At 36.2% G+C, this 21,867-nt stretch carries 12 protein-coding genes and 1 tRNA gene; 10 read left to right on the top strand and 3 right to left on the bottom strand.

The genetic code is table 11. The annotated features are described in order from the left end of the window. Positions 1 to 2: 2 nt before the first annotated feature. From RM520_RS02445 to RM520_RS02425, 5 genes are all read left to right on the top strand, one after another. Positions 3 to 2,180, top strand: a complete 2,178-nt coding sequence (locus RM520_RS02445; RefSeq protein ID WP_311386846.1) for a PorP/SprF family type IX secretion system membrane protein — start codon at positions 3 to 5, stop codon at positions 2,178 to 2,180. Continuing rightward, the gene (locus tag RM520_RS02440; RefSeq protein WP_311386845.1) at positions 2,181 to 13,070 is read left to right on the top strand and encodes a T9SS type B sorting domain-containing protein; all 10,890 of its coding nucleotides are present in this window, start codon (positions 2,181 to 2,183) and stop codon (positions 13,068 to 13,070) included. It abuts the gene before it with no gap. Positions 13,071 to 13,091: 21 nt separating this feature from the next. After that, entirely contained in the window at positions 13,092 to 14,042 is a 951-nt protein-coding gene (locus RM520_RS02435; protein ID WP_311384117.1) for a PorP/SprF family type IX secretion system membrane protein, read from the top strand. 43 nt (positions 14,043 to 14,085) lie between these two features. After that, positions 14,086 to 14,445 carry a dihydroneopterin aldolase gene (gene folB / locus RM520_RS02430; protein WP_311386844.1) on the top strand — a complete coding sequence of 120 codons (360 nt, stop codon included), beginning with the start codon at positions 14,086 to 14,088 and terminating at the stop codon, positions 14,443 to 14,445. Between the two features lie 52 nt (positions 14,446 to 14,497). After that, positions 14,498 to 14,568 (top strand) — tRNA-Cys (locus tag RM520_RS02425). Between the two features lie 18 nt (positions 14,569 to 14,586). Here the strand turns inward: RM520_RS02425 and RM520_RS02420 are convergent. Genes RM520_RS02420 through rnr form a run of 3 tightly spaced genes read right to left on the bottom strand, consistent with a single transcriptional unit; the run spans position 14,587 to position 18,194 of the window. After that, positions 14,587 to 15,258, bottom strand: coding sequence for a LysE family translocator (locus RM520_RS02420; RefSeq protein WP_311386843.1), 672 nt, complete (start codon positions 15,256 to 15,258; stop codon positions 14,587 to 14,589). 3 nt (positions 15,259 to 15,261) lie between these two features. After that, positions 15,262 to 15,945: a head GIN domain-containing protein gene (locus RM520_RS02415; protein WP_311386842.1), complete on the bottom strand. Its 684-nt coding sequence runs from the start codon at positions 15,943 to 15,945 to the stop codon at positions 15,262 to 15,264. 59 nt (positions 15,946 to 16,004) lie between these two features. Continuing rightward, positions 16,005 to 18,194, bottom strand: a complete 2,190-nt coding sequence (rnr, locus tag RM520_RS02410; protein WP_311386841.1) for a ribonuclease R — start codon at positions 18,192 to 18,194, stop codon at positions 16,005 to 16,007. A gap of 592 nt (positions 18,195 to 18,786) precedes the next feature. Here rnr and rpiB point away from each other — a divergent pair. From rpiB to RM520_RS02385, 5 genes are all read left to right on the top strand, one after another. Further along, positions 18,787 to 19,218, top strand: coding sequence for a ribose 5-phosphate isomerase B (rpiB, locus tag RM520_RS02405; protein ID WP_311384112.1), 432 nt, complete (start codon positions 18,787 to 18,789; stop codon positions 19,216 to 19,218). Positions 19,219 to 19,416: 198 nt separating this feature from the next. Then, a complete protein-coding gene (locus RM520_RS02400; RefSeq protein ID WP_311386840.1) occupies positions 19,417 to 20,016 on the top strand; it encodes a DUF6090 family protein in 600 nt (199 codons plus the stop codon). Positions 20,017 to 20,063: 47 nt separating this feature from the next. Further along, positions 20,064 to 20,552, top strand: a complete 489-nt coding sequence (locus RM520_RS02395) for a P-loop nucleotide/nucleoside kinase family protein (protein WP_311384110.1) — start codon at positions 20,064 to 20,066, stop codon at positions 20,550 to 20,552. Positions 20,553 to 20,587: 35 nt separating this feature from the next. Continuing rightward, positions 20,588 to 20,944, top strand: coding sequence for a bleomycin resistance protein (locus RM520_RS02390; protein ID WP_311384109.1), 357 nt, complete (start codon positions 20,588 to 20,590; stop codon positions 20,942 to 20,944). Positions 20,945 to 20,952: 8 nt separating this feature from the next. Then, a complete protein-coding gene (locus RM520_RS02385; protein ID WP_311384108.1) occupies positions 20,953 to 21,867 on the top strand; it encodes a cation diffusion facilitator family transporter in 915 nt (304 codons plus the stop codon).

Genomic DNA, 21,867 nt, shown 5'->3' with positions numbered 1-21,867 from the left:
CAATGCAAAAGTACAGCTACCTACTACTATTAGCCATAGGCTCACTTTTAAGCAGTTTCTCACTAACTGCACAAGAAGAGAGCCCATTCGTGGCCTATGACGTTCCTTCACAGAACCTTGTTAAGTTCAATAGATTTCTATTAAATCCGACTTTTTCAACTGTTCGAGAAGATAAATCATATATTAATCTATTTCACAGAAACCAATCGGTATCTTTTAATGACAATAACCAAACTTATTTTTTAAGTTACAGCGGTCGTATTGGCGATAGAAGTGGAGTGGGCCTAAGTTTATATACTCAGCGCGAAGGTCTAATTGAAAATTTTGGTTTACTAGCTAATTACGCTTATGGTGTAAAGCTAAGCGATAAAAGTAATTTAACTTTTGGAGGTAACTTTTCATACTACAATAGTGGTTTTAATCAGAACAGGGCTAACCCAATTGATGATGATCCATTACTTAATAGTTTAGACAATAGCGCACTTATAACCTTTCAACCAGGTTTCAACATCTCATATGGTGCTTTTGATTTTGGTGTGCTTGCAGATAACCTATTTGACTACAACTTAAAAACCAATGAATCTCTAACAGATTTCGGTGAGAAGACATATACCGGCCATCTTCAATATACCCATCAGTTTAAAAATACATCCGGTGTTCTCGAAAGTGCTCGTTTAATGCCTTTGGCTAGAGTGCGTACAGATCCTTTAAATGACATCACCTTGGGCGGAAGCCTTATCCTCGATGTTCCAAAATTAGGATGGTTACAAGCTGGTTATGATGATTTTTATGGCGCAGCCGCTGGTGTAGGTTTTAATTTAAATAAACGTATCTCTTTAGGTTATACGGTAGAAAAAGGGCTTTCTAACAATTTTGAAAACTTTGGTGTTAATCATGAAATTTCATTAGCGTATTCCTTTACGCCTAATTTAACTGAAGACCGAGTGATGCTAGAAAAGGATAATGATTTGGTTGAAAATGATGAAGAAGATATTCCTTTAGAAGAGCTGTCCTTAACAGACAAAGACCTGAAAATTGCAGAATTGGAAGAAAAACTTGCCGAAAACAACAGTATACTTGACGAGTTATTGTTCAGACAAGATTCCATTGAAAAATCGCGTCAAGGCGATTTAGAAAGAAGGTTTGCAACGGTAATGCGGATGGTAAAAAGAGAAACCAATGGCGAAAACCCAGAGTTGGAAGAAAAAGCCAAAAGAATGTACTTCGCCAATTTAGATAGTATCGATATTGTGAACAATCCAAAAAGGTCTCCTTTAGCCAATAATGGATTGAGCAATACCACGGCTTCAAAAAAAGTTATCAAGCTAAAAGACTATAACGCCCAATCTAACGAGACAAATAAAGCTTCTTGGGCCAGTGCAGGAATAACCAATTCTGAAGCTTCACAAAAGATTAGTGCGCTTAAAGATATGGATACCCCTGCCGAAGCTGCTTCAAAAGCGGCCTATACGGCAAACACTAAAAAAGACAGAATTAACACAAACACAAAAAAGTCTTACGGATATAAATCATTCGCTATTCCAAGTGTAGAAAGTGGTCACTATCTAATCGCTAATGTTTATAAGGGTAAAAAATACATGCAAAAGTTTATTGATAAACTACATGCTGATGGTGTTGGGGCCGACTATTTTACAAATCCTAAAAACGGATTGAATTATGTATATCTAAAAGACTTTAAAAATAAAGACGAAGCGGTTTCTGCCTATAAAACAGGCCTTAATGGAACCTACTCTGGTGATACTTGGGTCATGAAGGTTAAAGGTGAGTACAGCAATACTGCTTATGCCTCAAATACAACAGATTCCAATAGCTCAGAATATGATGATAATGTTCTACAAAAAAATGTTCAAAAGCAACCGGTTCAACTGAAAGGTGCTGTTAGTTATAAAACATACGATATTGACGGTCTAGGTTCTGGTTACTACATTATTGCTAATGTGTTTGAGCAGCCGTCAAATGCGAATCGTTTTGTAAAACATTTAAATGCTCAAGGCCTAAGTGCGAGCTATTTCATAAATCCAGAAAACAACTATCGGTATGTTTATTTAAAAAAACATCAGGATTGGACTAACGCCCTAGTGTCTTACTATTCCAAACTAAATGACGCATATGAAGACCAAATCTGGATTATGCGCGTAAAACCTAACCAAGCTGCTTAAATGAAATTAGCATCCTTAGTCAAAAGAGCTTATCTACTCTTTTTTCTTATTCTCCTTTTTGTATCATTTGGTGCTCATGCCCAAGAAGTTGTTCCATTCTCTCCCAGATTGGACGGAGATAATATTGAAATAAGAGGTGATATTATTTTTGTTGGAAACAACATTCTCAACAGGGCTTCTGAAGCTAATCCTGCTGAGGCCAATACGCCCTATAATGGAACGGCTAACAATAACTCCTTATGGATGGAGTATATTGATATCGATGCCGATGCTTCAACCTTTAGTTCTAGTAGTGCTGAACTTAATATTACGGACCCCTCTTGTTCAGAGGTTCGTTACGCGGGTCTTTATTGGGCCGGTACCTATCCTAACGAAAGAAGTACAGACGGAGGCGCACAGTTTACTGGAACAACAAGAATTGAAGAGTGGAATGAAATTAAATTCAAAATTCCTGGTGGAACTTATGTGGATTTAATTGCAGACAACGACCCTGACTTACCAGGAGAAGAGGACGATATTATTTTTGATGGTATTGACCCATCATCTGGTGGTTTTTTTAAAGATGCTCCAGTTATATGTTATAAAGAAGTAACTGATTTAATTAGGTCTAATTCAGACCCAAATGGAGAATATACTGCCGCCAACATACGTGCTACAAGAGGAACACGTAACGGCTCTAGTTCTGCGGGTTGGGTTTTAGTTATTATTTATGAAAACCCTAATGAATCAGGTAAATTCATATCTACTTTTGACGGTTATGCTGGTTTATCAGGTGCTGTAGGTAACGTTGATGTAGCTGTTAATGGTTTTAGAACATTGCCCTCTCCTTTTCCTGTTAGGGCTAGAGTTGGTGTCGCTGCATTAGAGGGTGATCGCGGTATTACCAATGATCGGTTTTACATTAGCGCAAACTCCGTTGCAGGCTATACCAATTTGTCTACAACACTAAATCCAGATAACAACTTTTTTAACTCCACGATTACCACTGATGGCGCGGAAGTTCCTACTAGAACTCCATACGGAACCAATACATTAGGAACTGATATTGATTTATTCAATCTCAACAACCCTAATGAAACTGTCTTGCCTAATGATGAATCAGGTGCAGTACTTAGATTTACATCAACAGGTGATGGATATGGACCTTTCTTAACTGCGTTTTCAGTAGAAATCATTGAACCGAATATAGTTCTTGAAAAAAGGGTTGAAGATATTGGAGGAAATGATATTACTGGTTCTGGTGTGAACTTGGGTCAAACGCTTGATTATGTTTTAAGTTTTAGAAACTTAGGAAATGACAATGCCGCCAACTATACCATTAGAGATGTTCTGCCCGTCAACACCACTTTTGTTAGCGCAGATTATACTGGTGCTCCTGGCGTGACACATGTTTTTGATGCCGCAACAAACGAAATAACTTTTACTGTTCCTGATGATTTGGTTGAAATGACTGATCCAACTTATACTATTAGACTTCGGGTAAGAGTAGCTGAAAACTGTTTTGACTTTATTGACGCATGCACAGACCTAATAGAAAACTTGGCCTATTCTACGTATCAAGGTGAAATTAATAGCGCAGTAATTACTGATGACCCTAGTGTTTCTGATTTTGATAATTGCGGTTTTGTTACTCCTGGGGCGACTAACTTTTTGCTAGATGATTTAACCGCCTGCAACTATACTAGAACTGTTCAGTTATGTGGTGACAATGTATTGCTTGATGCTGGAGACGGTTTTGATAATTATGTGTGGGTTCTTGATAGCAACAATAATAGTCAAATTGATGCCTCTGACCCCGTTTTAAATGATGGCAACCCCGATAGCGATTTTAGCACACAGCAAGTTGATCAGACGGGTACTTATATCGTAAACAAACAAGTAGCTGACCCTTGCAAAGATTTTAATGAAATAATTATTGTGGAGCTATTTGGCGCAACACAAACTAATCCAATTACCGCGCTAATAAACGACACTTCAAACACAATTGAAGGTGAAATATTAGTCTGCCCTAATGATGGTGACGAATTACCTCAGGTGTTTTTGTGTGGTTTAAATGACACAGAATTATTACAAATAAACATCCCCGATGCTGATAGTATTGTTTGGGAGCAATTAGATGATACTAGTTGTTCTGCGGCGCCCGATGATTGCGCCAATAAAGACAACACATGTTCTTGGAATACAGTCAGTACCGGCGGGGACTTCTTGGCTTCAACACCTGGGGAGTTTCGACTCGTTATCAACTATCAAAATGGCTGTTTTAGCCGATTCTATTTTAATGTGTTTAGAAACAATCTAGATCTTTTACACACAAGTAGAGATATCGTTTGCTCAACTCCAGGAAACATTACGATTACCAATTTAGGTAGTGGCTATGGTTTTCAATTATTTGACGTAACCAATAATGTTATTGATGTTCCTTTTAGCGCAAATAATGGCCCTAGTTTTGATATTACAGATAACGGTGCATACAGAGTTGAGGTTGTTCAATTAGACGGATCAAATAACCCTATACCTAACTCCTGTGTTTTTGTTACTGAAGACATTGGTATATTAGAAAGAGACTTTCAAGTTGATATTTTAACTACAGAAGCAAATTGTAATTCTCTAGGGGATATTACTATTCAAGCTTTAAATGTTAGCCCTAATTATGAATATGAATTAAGGCTTGATGATGGTTCGCCTAGTGGAACTTTAATAGACAATGAAACCGCACAGCCCGATAATAATTTCACATTTAACAATGTTAATCCTGGTGATTATATTGTAATTACAAGAACAGATGATGGTTGTGAAGATATTCAAAACATCAGCCTAACCAGAATTCCTGACCCAACCCTCTCTGCTTTAACCACAGCAGATATTGGTTGTTCCGCAGGAGTCATAGAACTTACTCAAGCAGGAGGCCAAGGAAATCCAGATTTTCTTTTTGCTATTTGGAGTAAAGACGGTGTGTTATTACATACCCCTGGTGGTTCTCCTACAGAACAAGAAATTATTGATAATATTGACCCAAATGCCTATCAAGTAGGCGCTACTTTTACTTTTGGGTGGAGAGATACCGATGGCGATTTTATTGATGAGTATTTTGCAAATGAAGATGGTGAATATGTCTTTATCGTATTAGATGCTAACAACTGTTATGCGCTATCAAACCCTGTAACAATAAACGATAATGGGGGCCTTGCTATAGATTTAGTCTCAGAGGTTCAGCCGTCTTGTAATGGTGATGCTGACGGTCAACTTATCATAAGTGTTTCGGGAGGAGTTGAGCCATACCAATATAGTATTGATGGTGGTACTACATATCAACCAACAGATACATTTGTTGGTTTAACCTCTACGACTTATGATATTCGAATACTTGATGATTCTGGTTGTGATATTCAACAATCATATGATCTTGACCAGCCGTTTACATTAAGTGCATCAGCTGGTGTTTCTAGAGATGTTACTTGTGATCCAAGCAACGGTGCAGAAGTTAGGATCACTAATGTTGTTGGAGGATACCCTCCTTATGAATATAGTTTTGATGGCGGTAGTAATTGGGGGTCCTCGTCTATTGCTCAATTATTACCAGGAGACTATACGGTCTTAGTTCGTGACGCGTCTTGTTCGTTTTCAATGGACGTTTCTGTAGAAGGTCTACCTATGCCTCCAAATGTCACGTTAACACCTGAAGTAGACTATAATTGTGATGGCTCAGGGACAATTACAGCCTCTCCAAGTATTGCGGGTTATGATTACAGATATGCATTAGATGGTGTGCTCAACACCCCTGAATCAAACAATGTTTTCACTAATGTGGCGCCAGGCACTTACACAGTAACAACTTACTATCAATCACAAACACCGCCGACACCAAGCTTATTGTTATCTGAAAATTTTGGGGTTGGAGTTGGGTCAATTCCAAGTCCAGATACACAAGGGTATGCCTATGAAGATCAAACGAGTAGCACCGCAAATGGTGGCGATACAAATCTTAATATTAATGATTTCCAATATAGCGTAACCAACGAAATAATTGCGCCTTTTAGCGCATGGATTAGTCCAAATGACCATACAGACCCATCGAGTTCTGATGGTCGGTATTTAGTTATTAATGTTGGTACACCAAGCCCAGGGCAAATTATCTACACAAAGCCTATTAACGATATTATTCCAAATAGGCCGCTTAGAATTTCATTGTATATTTTCAATTTAGTTGTTTCTACCAGAACTATTCTAGATCCAGACTTAACAATTGAAATAGTTGATGCCTCTGGCGCAGTAGTACAATCAATTAGAACAGGAGATATCGCTAAGAACACTGGCCCTGATGATTGGGTTCTTTTTTCAACAGACTTCAATCCGGGTGCCAACACAAGCTTAGACTTTGTTATTAGAACTGAAAAAATTGGAAATAGCGGTAATGACCTAGCCATCGATGATATTGAAATATTCCAAATTCCTGAGGTTTGTGAATTAAGTGTCACGACACCTGTAACTGTAGAGGCTGGTCGCGTATTTAGCTCAGCAGTTCAAGGTTCTACAGATATTTCATGTAATGGTTTGTCTGATGGCAGCATTACATTTAGTGTTGAAAATTTTGACTCAGTTGCGGGTTTTGAGTATTCAGAGGATGGCGGAACAACTTGGATTACATCAACAACATCTCCGATTACAACCAATGCAGTATTTCCTGCTGGGAGTCAAACCATTCTGATACGAAAAGCTAATGAAATTACTTGTACAACATCTATCACCCAAATACTAACAGAGCCCACAGCTGTAGTAGCTTCAGCTAGTATAACAACAGGTCTTTCTTGTACAGCTGACGCCACAATAACTGCCGAGGCTAATGGTGGTCTGCCTGGATACACCTATCAATTAGAAGATGGTGCAGGTGTTGTTATTGGAGCATATGATTTTGCCACTAACAGCACTAATCGCGTGTTTTCTGGTTTAAGTGATGGCACCTATGTTGTGCGCGTAAGAGACACTAATAATTGTGAAGACAGTATAGATACACCTATCATAATATCTCCTTTGAACCCTGTTGCGTTTACGGTTACTCCAACCACATGTTACTCAGGCGGAAACACTGCTTCAATTCAGGTTGATGTTACAGATGGAAATGGCGGATATCAATTTAGAATTAATTCAGGGCCATGGATGATACCATCTCCTGTAACATCAACAACATATACCTTTAATAATCTTTCGAGTGGCTCATACGACATTGATGTTCGTGATCAGTTAGGTTGTCCAGTAGCTATCGCCACCCAAACAACCACTATTAATTCTCAGCTGCTTGCTAGTGCAACTTTAAGCGCTAACCTTACTTGTTTGAGTGATGCAAGTATTACTATAAATGCATCTGGTGGGTCTGGAACATTTGCCTATGAGTGGTCCAACGATTCAGGAACAACCTACAACACCACCGGCTTTACAGGTAATGTGTTTGCAACAAGTACCGCAGGAAGCTACGAGTTTAGAATTACAGACACCTCTACTCCAGTCGCTTGTACAGTATCCACAAACACCGTTGTTGTGTCGCCGGCAGACACTCCTGTAATCAGCAATATCATTCCAACGGATGTTTTATGTTTTGGTGACTCTAACGGAGCTTTAGACATTACTATTGATACCTCTGTAGGCTTAGGGCCTTATGTCATTGAAGTTGTAGATTCTGGAACAACAACAAATTACGGAACACAAACCACAGGGCTTCCTGCTGGTAATTATGATGTGACAGTGACGGATGCAAATGGGTGTGTTTCTAATGTTTTTGCTACAAGCATTAACTCGCCAAACCAAATTAATTACTCAATTAATTTACAACCTATAACGTGTGATACTTCAACAGGTACAAATCCTGGGTCTATTTCGGTTGAGGGATTGTCCGGTGGGGTTGCAGAATATACCTATTATTTAACAGGAAATAACGGCTATTCCGCTGCTTATAATACAACCTCCGGCGGTGAAGACCATACCTTTGCTATTCTCGATTTTGGAATTTATGAAGTTGATGTTATTGATGCGAATGGTTGTTCAAGGGTTACCACCAATATTATCGCTTCTCCTCCTGACGACTTAGACATTGATGTATCGGCAACAACATTGAATTGCTTAACTGGGGGAACGGCTGCTGTTACTGTTACCACTGCAATTCTTAGTACAAACTATGAGTTTGGTATTTTGGATTCGTTTTCTGCGCCATATGCTTCAACTTTCTTTCCTCCAGATGTAGTTGGTGGTCCGACTCATACATTTACCGGTCTAACTCCTGGTATTACATTCACTTTTGTAGTACATGATATTACCACTAACTGTTACTATTTTGAAGAGGCTTCGGCCCCTATTAATAGTCCGTCAGTTATGACTTCAACTTTAGGCGTTGTTAATAATGTTACTTGTACAGGAAATGCCGATGGCAACGTAAGTTTTACAATTGATGGCTTCGACGCCACAACCACACAGGTTGACTATGAAATATTTCTGGCGCAATCAAATACTAGTATTTTGCCTACAGCTATAAGTGGTAGTTTGTCTGTTAACCCTCCAGCAGGACCTGTTTCAGAAACCAATATTGGGCCTTTAAGCCCGGGTATTTATTTCATACAGTTCACAGAGGCTGATGGAGTAAACGCAGGGTGCTCCGTAAGCTCTATCGATTTTACAATTGATGAAGCTTCTCAGCCATTATCTGTTTCTGCAAATAGTACAGTAAACGACAATTGTAATGTTAATGCAGGTTTAATTACTGCCATCGCACAATCAGGGACCGCCCCTTATGAGTATCAGTTTTTATCAAATTTAGCCACGGCACCAACAGCCACTGATGCTGGTTGGATGACAAATTCAACAGCCAATGTAGAATCGGGTAACTATATTGTTTATGTCAAGGATGCCTACGGATGTGTTCAAAACGACGCCGTTACTGTAGATTTAGATGACGCACCAGATATTGATTTGTCAATAGTTGATGAATGCGCAGATGAAGGAAGCTTTGAGGTTTTAATTACCCTGAATAATCCAGGCGCTGCTATTGCTCCATTTCAAATAAGTGTAAACGGCGCGGCATACCAAAACTTCGTCTTTAATGGAAGCAATCAGTTTACAGTAACAGGACTTTCTTCTGGTACAGGACAAACGATCTCGGTAAGAGATGTCAATGGCTGTCAAGATGATGAAAACTTTAATATAGTTCCTCCAATAGAATTTACAGCGCTTCTCACTACTTTACTTGATTGTGAAATAGCGCCAAATAACAATGCTGAAATCACCATCGATGTTTCTTCCGGTTCAGGCAATTATTCATACGAAATTGATGGGCCAGGCGGCGCTGATCAAAGTATAACCGCAATGTCGGGGAGCACTGAGGTTTGGAACGGAGCTAGTGTAGATGGGGTTTACACCATTACAATTTACGACACAAACACGCTTGCTCCTTTTTGTCAAGCAACCACAACAGTTACTGTTCCTGTTGCTATTACTCCAGCTATCAATGTTGATCATCACTTAGATGTTAGTTGTAATGGGGCAGATGATGGAACCATTAGTGTAAGTGCCATTCCAGATAATGGAATAGGGCCTTATATCTTTGAAATCATTTCTGGTCCTGGTGTTAGTGGTGCGGTAACTTTTCCGATAACTCCAAACCCTACAAGTGTTACAAATGCTACTGCAGTTTTTGATAATCTTGAAGGAACCATTGCGGGTATCACTTATACAATCAGAGTAACCGCTGCGAATGGATGTACTGAAGAGATAACTCAAGTAATTAATCAACCAAACATTATTTCTAACGTAAACGCGACTGTAGTAGAATTTGGTTGTACAACTGGAAATAACGCCAACACCGCTTCTATAACAATAGATACCGCTTCCATTACTGGTGGTTCTGGAAATTTTGTGCGTTTTGAATTTATCAATACTGCAACAGCTGCGACCGTTCAAGATGGGGCTAATCCCGTATATATTGAAACCAATTACGATGGTGGTAATTATGACATCTATGCTTATGACGATAATGGTTGTCGAAATGCAGTTGAAGCAAATGTTGGTATTGCTCCGTTCGTTGAAATAACAGACCCAACCGTAGCTGATTTGGTTCCGCTTACCTGTAACCCTGGAAGCGACGCACAAATTCAAGTTGGTGTTACCATAAGCCCTGTCACGGCTACACCAACCATAGAATTTGAGATAAATGGTATTAATGTAGTTTATACAAGTACAAACAATACTGGCTTGTTCTCTGGATTAGGAGCTGGGGATTATAGCATTAGAATTACGAATTTAGACGCTAGTCCAAATTGTATAATTGAAACTGTTCACACCATTGAAGAGCCTCTTGAAATGGATGTGTTGGCAACAACACTTACAGATGAAGAATGCCTGAATAATGGGCTGGATGATGGTAGTTTTAATTTTGTGGTTTCTGATTATGCGGGAACGTTTGACTACCAAGTTTACAACTCTAACAACAACACAGTTGTCTTACAATCAGGCTCAGGGGATACTGCTATTGCACAAGCTCCAATAACCGGCCTGCCCGGGGGAACATATTACGTGATTGTCACACAAACAACAGCTCCTTTTTGTGTTGAAACCTCTAATGTAATTACAATTATAGCTCCAGAAGCCCCTATATCTGCCCTAGTTGCAGAAGAGGCTAGTGTTAGCTGTACGAATGACCAGGGGCGTATTTTAGTTGAAGTGTCTGGTGGCGAGGGTCCTTTTACCATTGCTTTAAACAACACGACAACCTCACAGTCTTATTCGCAAAACAATGTTACTGATTTTGCCTTTACGGGTCTTTCTGCTGGTGATTTTATTGTTACGATTACTGACGCTTTAGGTTGTGTACACACGGATACTATTACCTTAATACGGCCTGATGCGATTGCAGCAACGATTGCGGCAAGCACATTGGTTTGCTTCGGAGATGACGCCGCGTCAGTTACTGCTACGCTTGCAGCAAGAAACATAACTCCGATTTACGAATATCAATTAAATACTTACACTGACATTTTAGGAAGTGTTGCGCCGCAAGTTTCAACAAGACAAGGCGCAAGTACATTTGACAATTTAGTTGCTGGCTTTTATAGTATTACTGTAACCGATGATGTTGGTTGTTCTGCTGAAACCGGAATAATTGAAATCGTTAACCCAACAGAGGTTTCTTCTCAATTAATTCGCTTAAGTCCTTTAACATGCCTAAATCAAGCGGTATTAGAATTAAGTGCTTTTGGTGGTACTGCTCCTTATCGTTATAGTGTAGATGGTATTAATTTCTTTCCGATGAATGAAACCAATGCCCCAAACACTCACTTGTTTAGCAATATCAGTGCCGGAACCTACAGTTACTTTGTTCAAGATGCTTTTAATTGTTCTTCTGTTGTTTCTAATGAAATAACCGAAGATATTATTGAACCACTTACTTTAACTGTTGATGCTTCTGCCGCTGTTATTAATTGCACCGGTGAAAATACTGCAGTAATTTTTGCAGATGCAGATGGGGGTCTAGGTAACTATCAATATGAGCTTTACACAGATGTATCGTTAAGTGTTGCTTCGAGAATTGCAGGGCCTCAGAATCAAGGAGAATTTAGAGACCTTTTCGCAGGCACTTATTATGTTAGCGTCACTAGTAACGATTGTGTGGTAGCTCCAGAAGAGGTGATTATTGCAGAGCCAACGCCTCTAACTTTTACAGAAGATATCGTTAATGTGAGTTGTTCGGGAGAAGAAAACGGAAGCATTACAGTAGCGCTTTCTGGCGGGTCTGGTGGTTATCAATACGCGATTTCCCCAAACTTGGATCAGTTTGATGAAACAAACACTTTTGTTGATTTAGCGCCTGGAGATTACACCATAATTGCACAAGACCAAAATGGTTGTTTTGAGCTTTTAAACTATACAATTACAGAGCCAAACCCTATTTTGGTAGCAACAACAACTGTCTTGCCTGAAATTTGCCAAGGTGATGAAGACGGTTCTTTTGAAATTGATATAACTGGCGGAACAGCGCCATATCGAACAAGCTTAAATTCTAGCAACGACGCCGATTTTGTTCAGGACCAAATTTCTTTTAGCAATTTAGCCGCGGGTAGTTATGTCGTGTTTATTAAAGATGCTCAGGACTGCGAGGAGAACATTATTGTAGAAATTGAACAAGGTGTTAATTTAAATGCGGTGGTGACACCTGTTTATGAATGCAACGGTGATGTGCCAGAAAATCGCATTGTGGTTGCTTTTGAAGATGATACTGTTATGAGTGATGTGCTTTATAGTATGGATTCGACAGACCCGTCTACGATGCAACTTTCGCCAGATTTTACGAACATGTCACCCGGTATGCACACGCTAAGTATTGCACATGCTAATGGGTGTGTGAATATGGTTGATTTTGAAATTATCGGTTTCGCGCCTCTAAGTTTGACTTTAGAACAAAACAGTATTAATGAAATTACTGCAATTGCCTCTGGAGGCTTAGAAGATTACACTTTCTACTTTGGAGACATAGACAACGGAGCTGATAACACATTCATAATAAACAGAACTGATACCTACATGGTTACGTTGGTTGATCAAAACGGATGTGAAGTAGCTGCTGAAATATTTATAGAGTTCATAGACATTGAAATACCTGATTTCTTTACTCCTGATGGAGATGATTGGAATGACACTTGGGGGCCTGAAAACTTAGAAGCCTTTCCGAATGTACTAACTATCATCTTTGATCGTTATGGTAGAGAACTCTATAGAATGGAAATTAATGATCCGGCGTGGAACGGCCTGTATCATAACAAAAACCTGCCAACAGGAGACTATTGGTATGTTATTAAATTAAGAGGAGCAAATGACGACCGAGAATTTGTAGGTCATTTTACCCTTTATCGTTGATAAAAATTAACCTGTAGAGTCATGAAAAAGACCCCAATCTTATTCCTTTTGTTTCTTTTTGCTTTGGTGGTTAGAGGACAAGAGCTTACCATACCCCAACTATCACAGTACATTGCTGACAATCCTTTTTTGATGTCACCAACCTATGCTGGTATTGGCGACCACATTAAGGTTCGTTTAAACGGTCTTACCCAATGGGTAGGCATTGAAGACGCTCCAGACACCCAAACTTTAGCCGCAGATGCTCGTATTGGCAACCGCTCTGGTATTGGTATGGTTTTATTTAATGATAGTAATGGGAATACCCGACAAAGAGGGGCTAGGGTTTCTTTTGCTCACCATTTAACTCTGGATCGTTATGACGACGAATTCTTGTCTTTTGGGCTCTCATATAATTTTAATCAATTTAGAATTGACACAGAAAACTTTGTGCCAAGCAACGGGCAAATAATTACTGACGATCGAGCAACGACCAACCATAACTTTGACATGGGTATTCTTTATCGAAAAGACAAGTACTATATAAGTTTAAACGCTTCTAATATTTTACCTAAAAACAGTTTGGTTGACTTCAATCCAATTAATGAGCCAAATACATTAAGAAATTATTACTTGTATACCGGTTATAGTTTTATGAAAAACAAAAACAGTAAGCTAGAATTTGAGCCTTCTGTTTTCTTCCAATGGTTTGAAAGTGATGGTCGCTCAGTTACCGATTTAAATGCTAAATTTCGTTTTCACAACTTTGAAGATTACTATTATTTAGGGCTGACATATCGTTTTTTAAACGATCAATTAGGAGAGCCTTTATATATAGCGCCTATTGCCGGGCTTAAAAAGAATAATTTCTATTTTGGTTATTCATATCAAATAATTACAAATGAAATATTAGGCTACAGCCAAGGCACACATGTACTAACTGTTGGTATGGATTTATTTCAAGGTATTAGTAATTGCCGTTGTACATACTAAGTTTAATTTCTTTGCTTTAATTTTGCTTTTTATTAAACCATAAATGGGTAAAATTAAACTAAACAACATTCGTGTTCATGCACAACACGGGTGTCTGAAAGAAGAAAGTATTATTGGCAGCGATTATAGGGTAGACCTAGAGGTGGCAGCAGATCTTTCAAAACCTTCACAAAGTGATCAACTCAAAGAAACAGTTGATTATGTTCATTTAAATAATATTGTAAAAGAAGAAATGCGTGTAAAATCTAAGCTTTTAGAGCATGTTGCTAAAAGAATTTTAGATCGTATTTTTTTAGAAATCCCTCTAATTGAAAATGCTGAGATTTCTGTTTCTAAAATAAACCCTCCAATTGGTGGTGATGTAGAAAGTGTTGCTGTTGTCCTTTCTAAACCAAAACCTTGATTTCTTATTTTGGAAACCAAAAATTAGTGTGGTACATTTGCACCACTAAAAAGGCATCGTGGCCGAGTGGCTAGGCACAGCTCTGCAAAAGCTTGTACAGCGGTTCGAATCCGCTCGATGCCTCAAAAAAACCCGGTAAGTTTACCGGGTTTTTTGTTCATTAATTCTTTCAATACCGTCTTTGATATTAAACTTGTCTTTTGGTAAAAAACCCTTGGTAATTAAAACAATTCCGCAAACTATCAATACCAAGCCTAATCCTTTTTTTATTAATATTATTCGTTCGGCTGTTAGTTTTGTACGTAGTTGCTTTGCTAATAATATTTTAAAAATGTCTGTTATAAAATATGTGGCTAACATAGCGCCAAAAAAGACCAGTATCCTGCTTGGTTGATTTTCTAAACTAGGACCTACTATTATTAAAATACCAAGCCAAAAAACCAAAACCCCAATATTGATAAAATTCAATAAAAAACCCTTTATCATTAAACCTATGTATGAGCCTTTTTTTGCTTTAACTTTTTCTTTCTTACCTTCTTTTTTTACGAAAATAACTATCCCATAAACAAGAATAATCATGCCTCCAAAAACATATAAACCTGGTTGATTGCTTAAGTTTTCTAATAATTGAAAACTACTAAAATATGCTATTACCAAAAAAAGAATATCTGCGATAATAACTCCTGTGTTTAAGAAAAGACCTGCTCTAAAACCCTTAGTAGCACTGGTTTCTAATAACACAAAAAAAACAGGGCCAATCATAAAGCTCAATAAAAAGCCTAAGGGTATTGCTGCCTGTATATCTTCTATCATTTTTTATTCTACTCGTTCTATTTTTCCTCCAAAAACAGTTTTCTCATCCATTTTTTCTGGGTCGCCAAATACCTTAACAGTACCGCCAGCCTTTACATCAGCTTTTACATACTTTGTGGCATAAAGTTCAGCATTTCCACCAGCATTTACCGAAATAGTAGTGAACTTACTTTTAAAATCACTTCCATAAAAAGAACCTCCAGTATTAATAACAATATCTTGGTTATCTGTAAAACCGGCGGTATATATTTTACCTCCTGTAACTGCTTTAGCTAATAATTGTTCTGTATGACAATTTAACTCTAATTCACCACCTTCTTGGGCTCTAAGTTCCAAAACCGTTTGAATAAAAGTGTCTTTTGAACTTATTCTTGCGTCTTCATTTACATCAATTATAGTTAATGTTTCTGTATAATATAAATCTATAAAAGTGCGGTAACCACTAAATATTTTATCAAGCTGCATGCGTATTTTCAGCTTTCCTTTGTTGTTTACAATAACTACCTTTTGGGTGTTAGCTCCAGTAATAATTGCCTTATTTTCGGTTGATGGAATTAAATTTACAGCAATACCATCAAAGGCCTTAAGTTCGGTAAAATTTTGAAGTTCTTGTGTGATTTTTTCTTCTTGTCCGTAGGTAATTTGAAACAAGAAAAATAACGATAAGACTAAAAATTGCTTTTTCATTATTTATAGTTTTTGATTGATGTTCTATAACATAAAACAAATTTTATTCCAAAAAAGTATTATTCATGTTTACCAATCAACGAAAAATCTAGATGCCTTTTAATTAAGTCCGTATTCTTGACCATTACTACTACTTCATCACCTAATTGGTAAACGACATTAAATCGGTCTCCAATAATAGCATATTGTTTTTCGTCAAAGGTGTAATAATCATCTTTTATATCACGAATACGAACCATACCTTCGCACTTGTTTTCAATAATTTCAACATAAATACCCCATTCAGTTACTCCTGAAATAACTCCAACAAACTCTTTATCGCTATGGTCTTGCATAAACTTAATTTGCATGTACTTAATAGAATCTCGCTCAGCACTAGAAGCTAGTATTTCCATACTTGAAGAATGTCTACATTTTTCTTCATAAACCTCTTCTTTTGCAGAAGTTCCACCATTTAAATAATGTTGTAATAAACGATGTACCATTACATCAGGGTACCTTCTTATTGGAGAGGTAAAATGACTATAATAGTCAAAAGCTAAACCATAATGACCAATATTATCAGTAGTATAAACAGCTTTACTCATACTTCGTATCGTTAAAGTATCAACCAAGTTTTGTTCTTTTTTACCTTTTACATCACTTAATAATTTATTTAAAGAACTACTTATACTGGTCTTATCTTTTAAATTAACAGTATGCCCAAATCTAGATATTACACCATTTAAAGCTATTAATTTATCTTCATCTGGTTCATCATGAATTCTATAAATAAAAGTTTTTTTAGGGGTTTGTTTACCAATAAATTCAGCAACCTTTCTGTTTGCTAAAAGCATAAACTCTTCAATAAGTTTATTAGCATCTTTTGACTCTTTAAAATAGACCCCATCAGGCTCATTTTTATCATTTAAATTAAAACGTACTTCAATTTTATCAAAAGAAATTGCTCCTGCACTCATGCGTTTTTTACGCATAATTTTTGCAAGTTTATCAAAAATTAAAGTAGCTTCAACTACTTCATTAGTAACAGTATAGGTGTTACTTCTAATAGAAATTTCTTTAGGTAAACTACCTTGTTTGGTTTCAATAATATGCTGTGCCTCTTCATAGGCAAAACGTTCATTTGAATTTATAACTGTTCTTCCAAACCATTGATTTTGAATTATAGCATTTGCATTTAATTCAAAAATTGCAGAGAAGGTATATTTTTCTTCATTAGGGCGTAGAGAACACGCATTATTTGAAAGCACTTCAGGCAACATTGGTACCACACGATCTACCAAATAAACAGATGTTGCTCTATTATAAGCTTCTTCTTCTAAAATAGAATCGGGTAACACATAATGTGAAACATCAGCAATATGTACTCCTATTTCATAATTACCATTGTCTAAAATTTGAAAAGAAAGAGCATCATCAAAATCTTTAGCATCCTTCGGATCTATAGTAAAAGTGAGTACATCCCGCATATCTCTTCTTTTTGCTATTTCTTCAGGTTTAATAGCAGTATCAAGTGTATTAGCATACTGCTCAACCTCATACGGAAACTCATGCGGCAAGCCATATTCTGCAAGAATAGAATGTATTTCAGTTTGGTGTTCTCCAGGTTTACCTAAAACTTCAACAACTCTACCAAAAGGAGATTCTCTATCACTAGGCCATTCACCAATTTCGACAAGAACTTTATCACCATCTTCCGCTTTTTTTGTTTTCTCAATAGGTACAAAAATGTCAGTATACATTCTTGAATCGGTAGGTCTTACAAAAGCAAATGTTTTTTGCTTATCTAAAATACCTACAAAAGTCGTTTTCTTACGCTCTACAACCTGAATTACTTCTCCTTCATGGCGTTTTTTACCTTTGCTTTCTTTTAATTTTATCTTCACAATATCACCATGAAAAGCCTTGTTTATTCTATGACCTGGTACAAATACATCTTCATCAAAATCATCAACAATGATATAAGCATTACCATTTGAGGTTAAATCTACTCTACCAGAAACTGTTTGAAACTGAGAAGGTTTCATTTGATACTTGCCTCTTTCTACTTCTTGAATACGGTCCTTTTGTTTAAGCTGCCCTAAACGTTTGATTAAATCGTTACGCATTTGAGTCTCTGTAATACCTAGTTGCGCAGCTATTTGCTTGTAATTAAATGCTTTTGAAGGTTCTTTCTCTAATACTTTAAAAATGCCTTTAGTAATTTCGTTTTTTTGTTGACTTCGTGTTCGCTTCTTCTTTTTAGACATTAAGTGGTAGTATTTTATTGAAAAGTACAAATTATAATCTGTGTACTTGAACTATTATTTTTAAGCTTGAAGAATATCAACATTTATTAACATTACAATAAATATTATTTTTCTTTTTTAAATTTTAAAATAAAAATGGTGATGATAATAGTCTGTTGAAATGTGTAATAAAATTATCACTAAATCTTTGCTCTGAACATAAAAAAGAATTTATTTACAACTTATACCATTTTAAAAAACTTAGAAATCAATGTTTTATGTTATTTATTGACAGTTATTAATAACTATTATAAACATGAATATATTAATAACTAAAGGTTAGTTTAATGTTAACTACCTGTAATTATTATTTAATATGTTTAAACTAACTTTTTATTAATTGAAGCTACCTTTTTTAATTAAAGTTATTATTGCTTAAAAAAAAGCAAAAAACAAATTTTAGTAATAAGTAGTTGTCTTCCATCTATCAACAAAAGAGAACTAATTTTAATAAACTGATTTAAAGACTACTAAGTTTTTTTGTTTTAGTTTATCAACAAAGTAAAATTAAAAGTATTGTACCTTTGATATACCAAACCTAAATCAAAATATAATGAAGATAGCTATTGGTAATGACCACGCCGGAACCGATTATAAATTAGCGATTATAGGGTACCTAAAATCAAAAGGAATTACTATTATAAATTATGGCACAGACGGCACAGACAGTGTTGATTATCCTGACTTTGCGCATCCTGTAGCTGAAGATGTTGAAAAAGGTAATGTTGATTTTGGTATTGTTATTTGTGGTAGTGGTAATGGTGCCAATATGACAACGAATAAACATCAATTAGTACGCAGCGCTTTGTGTTGGAATAAAGAAATTACAGCACTGGCTAGGGAACATAATGATGCGAATGTTTTGAGTTTACCAGCGCGTTTTATTGCCTTACCTCAAGCACTAGAAATGGTAGATACTTTCTTAAACACTCCATTTGAAGGAGGTAGGCACGAAAGAAGAGTTGAGAAAATTTCGTGTTCTTAATTAAAAATACTTGTATAGCGCAACGATTGTAGTTGTTTATTTTACAGCATATACCAATATATTTATGTGCTATAGAACATAAATAGAAAACGCGCTAAAAAACCTATTTTTAGCTTAGATAATAGTATTTAGAACTAATATCCACAACGAATCCCCTATCTGAGATTGTTTTAATTGATTAAGACAAACGAATAGCTAATGATAAAAATCTTTAGGAAAACAAGACTTCAACTAATGGATAAAAATAAAAAAGGTAGTTATCTAAAGTATGCTTTCGGAGAAATTATACTAGTGGTGATAGGTATTTTAATTGCTCTATCAATTAATAATTGGAATGAAAACAGAAAAGATAAAAACTATTTGAATAAAATATATACATCTATTCAGAATGAATTAAAAGAAAGCAAGGTCAACCTAGAGGCAAGTATTCCAAAACAACAGGTTTTAATAGATAGCCTTATGCAATATGTAAATAACGACTCTATTTCTATATATGGAATAATAAGAAAAGCTGATGGTATTCAGAGCCCAATAATTAAAACGAATTCATGGAAAGCTATTGCTAATTCAAAAATTGAGTTAATTGAATTTGAGAAGCTGTCAGCCTTATCTGAAATAGAAGAAACAAAAAAGAATCTCGACCTTAAAACCACAAAACTTGTTGATTACTTAATTGAAAACCTTAAAACCACAAACAAAGAGAAAAAAGAAGTTTTTCTTCTTTTAAGCGAAGAAATCCTTTCTACATCAAGATACTCGCAATCAGAGATTGAGGAGTTTCTTAATGAATATGACTAAAGTCAGTTAAAAAGTAAGCCTATATCAATTTTAAATCCGAAAAGGTAATGATACACTTAATTGTTGGTAATACAGGTTCAGGAAAAACAACCTATTCTCAGAAATTAAAAGCGCAAACTAACGGTATTATTTTCTCAATTGATAAGTGGAATAAAATCTTATTTTTTGCAGACAAAAAACCTGATGATGGTTTAGATTGGTTTCTTGAAAGAATTGAGAGGGCTGAAACAATGATACTAGCACTAGTGCATCAACTAGAAGATTCAAAAACAGATGCTATTTTAGACTTAGGACTATCAAAATTTAACCACAGAGAAAAGTTTAGGCAATTTGCCTTGGCAAATGGATACGAAATAAAAACACATTTTTTAGATATTTCAAAAGAAACCAGATTTCAACGAATACAAAAACGGAATAAAGAAAAAGGAAACACTTTTGAGTTTGAAGTGACTAAAGAAAACTTTGATTTTATGGAAAACTGGTTTGAAAAACCAACCCCAAAAGAAACCGAAAACGGTATAATTGTTAAGGAATAAAAATTAATACGATAGCTTAAATAATTAAATTAACCATGCTAACAAATATAAATCCCAAACTACCCATGCGCGACAAAGAGATTACACTATCTTATTATGTAAATCAATTGGGCTTTTCAAAATTTGGAAGCGCCGATTATGATGATTATTTAATGCTAGAAAGAGACCAAATACAGCTACACTTTTTTAAATTCAAAAATCTTAAACCTCGAAAAAATTATGGCCAAGTGTATATTAGGACAGACAATATTGACGAGCTTTATAAGGCGTTATTAGAAAAAAAGACTGAAATTCATCCTAACGGAAAATTGGAAGATAAGCCCTGGGGTCAACGAGAGTTTTCATTACTTGACCCAGACAGTAACTTATTGACATTTGGACAAAATATTTAGAACCACTTATGTCACATTCGCACCATCAAGGTCACCATCATCACCATGATTTAAAAGGGCGGAATTTAGGCATCTCTATTTTTTTAAATATAGTTATTACAATCGCCCAGGTTATAGGCGGCCTTATTTCTGGTAGCCTTGCTTTACTATCGGACGCGTTACACAATTTTAGCGATGTACTCTCTTTAATTGTAAGCTATATAGCGAATGCGCTTTCCAAGAAAAAAGCCTCTACCAACAAAACCTTTGGTTATAAACGAGCTGAAATTATTGCTGCTTTTGTAAATGCCGCAACATTAATGGTAGTGGCCATCTTTTTAATTATTGAAGCGGTAAAGCGTTTTTATAAACCCGAAGAAATAGGTTCTGACTTGGTAATTTGGCTGTCCATCATTGCTATTATAGGTAACGGCTTTAGTGTCTTGCTGATTAAGAAAGACGCAGACGTTAACATGAACATGAAATCAGCATACCTTCATTTGTTGACGGATATGTTGGCTTCTGTAGCGGTATTAATAGGCGGTGTTTTAATGAAGTTTTATAGCATTTTTTGGATTGACCCATTACTTACGCTTTTAATAGCGCTTTACTTAATTTATATGGGTTTTGACTTATTGAAAGAGTCAACCAATGTACTCATGTTGTTTACTCCAAAAACGATAGCGGTTCAAGAAATTGTGGCTACTATATCAGAAATTAAACTCATAAAGAACGTACATCACGTACATATTTGGCAATTGAACGAAGAAGAAATTCACTTAGAAGCTCATGTCGATTTTAAAGAGGATATAAAACTGTCAGAATTTGATGAAATATTGGAGCAAATTGAAGAGAGGGTATATCATCAATATGGCGTTAACCACGTGAATATTCAACCAGAATACGGTAAGTGCGATAACAAAAAAATAATTGTTCAAGACTAA

The sequence above is a fragment of the Croceitalea vernalis genome, assembly GCF_031846405.1.
In the GTDB taxonomy this organism is placed as follows: domain Bacteria; phylum Bacteroidota; class Bacteroidia; order Flavobacteriales; family Flavobacteriaceae; genus Croceitalea; species Croceitalea vernalis.
Note: the sequence above shows the minus strand (reverse complement) of the source record. Positions and strands in the feature narration are given on the sequence as shown.

What these genes read in the sequence shown, in the direction of transcription:
- RM520_RS02445 (WP_311386846.1), top strand. Translation starts at nt 3, where the DNA reads ATGCAAAAGTACAGCTACCTACTACTATTAGCCATAGGCTCACTTTTA.
- RM520_RS02440 (WP_311386845.1), top strand. Translation starts at nt 2,181, where the DNA reads ATGAAATTAGCATCCTTAGTCAAAAGAGCTTATCTACTCTTTTTTCTT.
- RM520_RS02435 (WP_311384117.1), top strand. Translation starts at nt 13,092, where the DNA reads ATGAAAAAGACCCCAATCTTATTCCTTTTGTTTCTTTTTGCTTTGGTG.
- folB (WP_311386844.1), top strand. Translation starts at nt 14,086, where the DNA reads ATGGGTAAAATTAAACTAAACAACATTCGTGTTCATGCACAACACGGG.
- RM520_RS02420 (WP_311386843.1), bottom strand. Translation starts at nt 15,258, where the DNA reads ATGATAGAAGATATACAGGCAGCAATACCCTTAGGCTTTTTATTGAGC.
- RM520_RS02415 (WP_311386842.1), bottom strand. Translation starts at nt 15,945, where the DNA reads ATGAAAAAGCAATTTTTAGTCTTATCGTTATTTTTCTTGTTTCAAATT.
- rnr (WP_311386841.1), bottom strand. Translation starts at nt 18,194, where the DNA reads ATGTCTAAAAAGAAGAAGCGAACACGAAGTCAACAAAAAAACGAAATT.
- rpiB (WP_311384112.1), top strand. Translation starts at nt 18,787, where the DNA reads ATGAAGATAGCTATTGGTAATGACCACGCCGGAACCGATTATAAATTA.
- RM520_RS02400 (WP_311386840.1), top strand. Translation starts at nt 19,417, where the DNA reads ATGATAAAAATCTTTAGGAAAACAAGACTTCAACTAATGGATAAAAAT.
- RM520_RS02395 (WP_311384110.1), top strand. Translation starts at nt 20,064, where the DNA reads ATGATACACTTAATTGTTGGTAATACAGGTTCAGGAAAAACAACCTAT.
- RM520_RS02390 (WP_311384109.1), top strand. Translation starts at nt 20,588, where the DNA reads ATGCTAACAAATATAAATCCCAAACTACCCATGCGCGACAAAGAGATT.
- RM520_RS02385 (WP_311384108.1), top strand. Translation starts at nt 20,953, where the DNA reads ATGTCACATTCGCACCATCAAGGTCACCATCATCACCATGATTTAAAA.